1 protein-coding gene and 4 pseudogenes are annotated in these 3,900 nt (G+C 67.1%); 4 read left to right on the top strand and 1 reads right to left on the bottom strand.

From position 1 onward, the window contains the following. Positions 1–193 precede the first annotated feature (193 nt). On the bottom strand, positions 194–1,456 hold the full coding sequence (locus tag KUM49_RS39280) for an IS701 family transposase (protein ID WP_217241880.1): 1,263 nt from the start codon (positions 1,454–1,456) through the stop codon (positions 194–196). Between KUM49_RS39280 and KUM49_RS50915 the strand changes: the two are divergent. The 4 pseudogenes from KUM49_RS50915 to KUM49_RS39300 all read left to right on the top strand — a co-directional run. Continuing rightward, positions 1,443–1,671 (top strand): annotated as a pseudogene (locus tag KUM49_RS50915) (IS6 family transposase); the annotation flags it as partial. The gene KUM49_RS39280 and the pseudogene KUM49_RS50915 overlap by 14 nt on opposite strands. Before the next feature lie 84 nt (positions 1,672–1,755). Beyond that, a pseudogene (locus KUM49_RS39290) lies at positions 1,756–2,295 on the top strand (cation:proton antiporter); the annotation flags it as partial. 305 nt (positions 2,296–2,600) lie between these two features. Further along, a pseudogene (locus tag KUM49_RS39295) lies at positions 2,601–2,849 on the top strand (transposase); the annotation flags it as partial. 693 nt (positions 2,850–3,542) lie between these two features. Beyond that, positions 3,543–3,900, top strand: a pseudogene (locus tag KUM49_RS39300) (hypothetical protein); the annotation flags it as partial.

Below are 3,900 nucleotides of genomic sequence, written 5' to 3' on the forward strand. Positions count from 1 at the left end.
TCGCGCACGCCCCTGGGTTTGGGGCCGAACCGCACCACCAACCCGCTCTCTACGACGCCGATATGTGTACCTCCTTTGAGGAATCCAGCACTAGTAGGACTCCGTTAAGTTGGTCTGGCTCTTGTGTTCTGGCTGGTGGTGGATCTTCTGGGCAGGGGGCGGTGGCAGGTGGTGCAGATGCCGGTCCAGCAGTTCAGCAGGTCCTGGATGGTGTCGAGGATCTGGTAGAGGGTGAGTCCGGTGTATCGGCTTTTGGGGCCAGGCGCTGTTCGGTGAGGAAGGCGTGGGCGGCGGTGACCAGGGTGACGTGGTGGTGCCACCCCGTCCAGGAACGCCCTTCGAAGTGGTCCAGGCCGAGGCCGTGTTTGAGTTCGCGGTAGTCGTGCTCGACGCGCCAGCGGATCTTGGCCAGGCGGACCAGTTCGGCCAGCGGGGTGCCGTCCGGCAGGTTGGACAGCCAGTAGTCAGTGGGTGCTTCGGCATCGGCGGGCCATTCGACCAGCAGCGTCGCCTCGGGCAGAACGCCGTCCCACTGGCCGTGTTCGGCAGTAGCGGCGGCCTGGGCCAGGCGGCGGGCCCTGACCCCGGCCGGCCGCACCCGCAGGGCCAAGAAGCGCGAGCGCATCGGCCCGCGGGAGCCTCCCCGCCAGGTCACTTCGGTGAACGCCTGCCGCCCCTGGCCTGCCGCCAGCACGGCCACCGGGGACGGCTTGTCGCGGTAGAGGGGCTGCGGCTTGCGGCCGTTTCCGGACCACGCCGGGGCGGAGGGCTGCGCGTCGTGCGGGTGGGCGGTCACGTCCGAACGGACCGCCACGACATAGCCGATGCCCCGGCCATCCAGGCCGTCGCGGAAGTCGGCGTTCTGCCCGTAACCGGCATCGGCCACCAGTACCGGCGGGAGAAAGCCCCATCCGGCCAGCTCATCGATGCTGTCCAACGCCAGGCGCCACTTCTCCCGATGCCCGACCTCCTGCGGAATCTGCGTCTTGCGCCGCCGTACCGGATCGTCCGCCCACTCCTGGGGCGCGAACAACCGCCACTGCAACGGACAGGACGCGGTGTCGGAGACAGCGTGCACACTCACCGCGACCTGACAGTTGGCCCGCTTGCCCAGCGCCCCGCAGTACTGGCGCGCAACCGCCACCGACATCTTCCCGTCCTTGGGCAACGACACGTCATCGACCGCCCACGCGTCCGGGCCGACCTGGGGCACCATCCGCTCCGCAATCCGCCGCCGCACCGGCACCGGATCCCAAGGCGACTGGTTCACGAACTGCTGCAGGTTCTGCTCGTTGCCGTCCGGCAGCCGCTCCGCCATCGGCTGGATCGACTTACGCCGCCCGTCCAGCATCAACCCCCGCAGATAGCAGTCACCCTTCGCCCGCTGATCCTTGCGCGGCACCGACGCGAACACATCAGCCACGAATAACGCCAACTTCGCCCGAGCCGAGAACAGCCACCAGCCGACCCGGCAGCGTGAACGGGCGATGAAGGGCTTCCGCTCCGTGGGCGGGGCCCAGCGGTTCCTGTCCGCGTTCAGCGGTATCTCGCCCCACTTCCGGCCCCGCCGCCATCTGATGCCCGCCCACGACTACCGAGCCGAGATGACCGCTCCGCTTCGCCATCCGGGAGCAGATCACCGGCGTCGCCGGCCTTGCCACCGCGGCCTGAGCACAGGCCCGGCTCCCAAGCCCACCCTGCCCCGACGCGCCGTCAGGCAGTCACAGCCAACAACGTGACAACGCCCCGGGGGGGGGCTTTGTCGCGCTGGGCGCCACCTTCCTGTCGTAGGGGGTGACCGAACTCGCCGGGGGGTACGGCTTCCTGGCGGTGTTCGTCACCGCGTGCGCCATCCGGGCCGCCGAACGGGCCCACGGCTACCACAACGTCCTGCACGACTTCACGGGGCAGGTGGAGCGCCTGCTGACAGCGGCCGTGCTGTTCTTGCTGGGCGCCTTCGTCGCGCTGGGCGGCCTGTCTGCACTTTCGTGGCGGGGCGCGGCCACCGCGTGCGTGGTGCTGCTGGTGATTCGGCCGCTGGCGGGGTGGGCCGGACTGCTGCGGAGCTCCCTGGGGAGCCGGGAACGCTGGATCGTCGCGGTATACGGGGTCCGCGGGATCGGCTCCTTGTACTACCTTGCCTACGCGCTGGGCCAGCACGGCTTTGTTGTCCCGGAGCGGGAGCTATGGGCAGTGGTGACCTTCACCGTGCTTGCCTCAATCGTGCTGCACGGCATCACGGCGGGCCCGATCATCGCACGGCTCGACCGACTCCGCGAGACCCAACCCATGTAGCCGCCGCGATCTGTGCTGCACCCGCGACAGCGCCCTTGTGGAGACGCTGACCTTGCGAATGACCCGCACTCTGTGCGAGGGACGTCAACCACTTCCTCGCGCTCGTACTCGCCGTCTGACCCGGGCCGGGTTCATCCATGGCGACCTGTCCAAACGGTCCGGCCAGCTCAGACAGTCCACCGGCGGAGGTTCCGAACCCCCGGCGGACACGGGCCGGGGTGAGTCTGCCCGGTGGGAGGGGCTTCTCCAAGAAGCCGCAGGTCGGCTGCGAGCGCCCGGACCACCAGCAGTTGGGTGTAGGTGGCGACGTCGCCGACGGCAGCTTCGCCACAGCAGGCCACCTGACCGCTCAAGCCGGATTTGCTCCGGTTACCCGCCGGTCCGACTCCTCGATCCGCAGCGAGCACCTCCCCCGGCGAAGTAACAAGCAACTCAAGCGAGCTTACTGCCTCGCTGCGTTCGCCTCACTGCCCCAGCCCGACTCACACGCCTATTGCCACAAGAAGCGGCGCGAAGCGAAGCACCACGTCGCCGCGATCGACCGCCTCGCCCGCACGAACCAAGTTCGGGACCATCATCCGATCAGCCCAATTCATGTCAGCCGGGCGCGCGGCGTCATGCCGATGAAAGCCGATGATTACTCATCCGTAAGGGTGTCACCTGCTTGATTACATTCCTGCTGATGCACTATCAGACTGCCCCCCGATGAAGAGAAAATGCGCTTTAAATCGCATCTCGTAGGGAAAGCAGCTGATACGATCATCTCGCCTCGATGCCCTGACACAGGTAAAGCGTCGTTCCGTGCTGAATTTCGAGGCGAGGTTCTGGCTGGTCAAGCAGCCACTGCTGGAGAAAAACCCCGAACCGTATCTACCGCTGCACGTCCTGCCCGTACTGGCACTTCACCGGATCCCCCCACTGGACCAGCCAGAACAAGCGGAGGGGGACTATGGGTGAGGGAAAGCCATTTCAAGACAGATCCGTAAGAGAAGGGGAAAGAGCTGATGAGGAACCCTGCAGCCGACGCAGGCGTGTGATGCACCACCCGATGCCCAACTCCTACGGCAGGCGCCCCTACTCGAACGCCGGCATGCAAGACGTACAGATTCCGCACAGCACTCTGCCGGTCCGGTAGCGATCAACCCTCGTCAGTACACCGGCCGACGGGCTGTGGCCCGGTCCGGTCCTGGACCAGTTCCACTCCAGGGCTGGCTTTTACCCTATCTACGAGCAGGAAGACGACGAGATTGCGACAGAAACTGAGCAGGGGATTGGTCCTAGCCGTCGCCGCGACGGGCATCATGCCCCTGTATGGCATTCCGGCGGTGGCGGACTCGCCCGCCGAGGCTCCCGTGACCACCAGTCGTACGAGCACGCAGGGATCGCACGATGCTCCCCACGGCTCCGCCTCCGGCGATGACCGCGAGCCCGGCGGTTACGGCGACGACAGTGGCTACGGCGACGACTCGGACACGCCGGAAGGCTACGGGGACACACCATCGACACGGCCCCCCACCACGCCGCCGGCGAAACCGGAACCGTCCTCGCCCGACACCGACGAAAGTGGCTATGGCCACGAGGACACCGAAAGCGGTTACGGCGACG

It is taken from the genome of Streptomyces sp. AC555_RSS877 (assembly GCF_019049245.1).
In the GTDB taxonomy this organism is placed as follows: Bacteria; Actinomycetota; Actinomycetes; order Streptomycetales; family Streptomycetaceae; genus Streptomyces.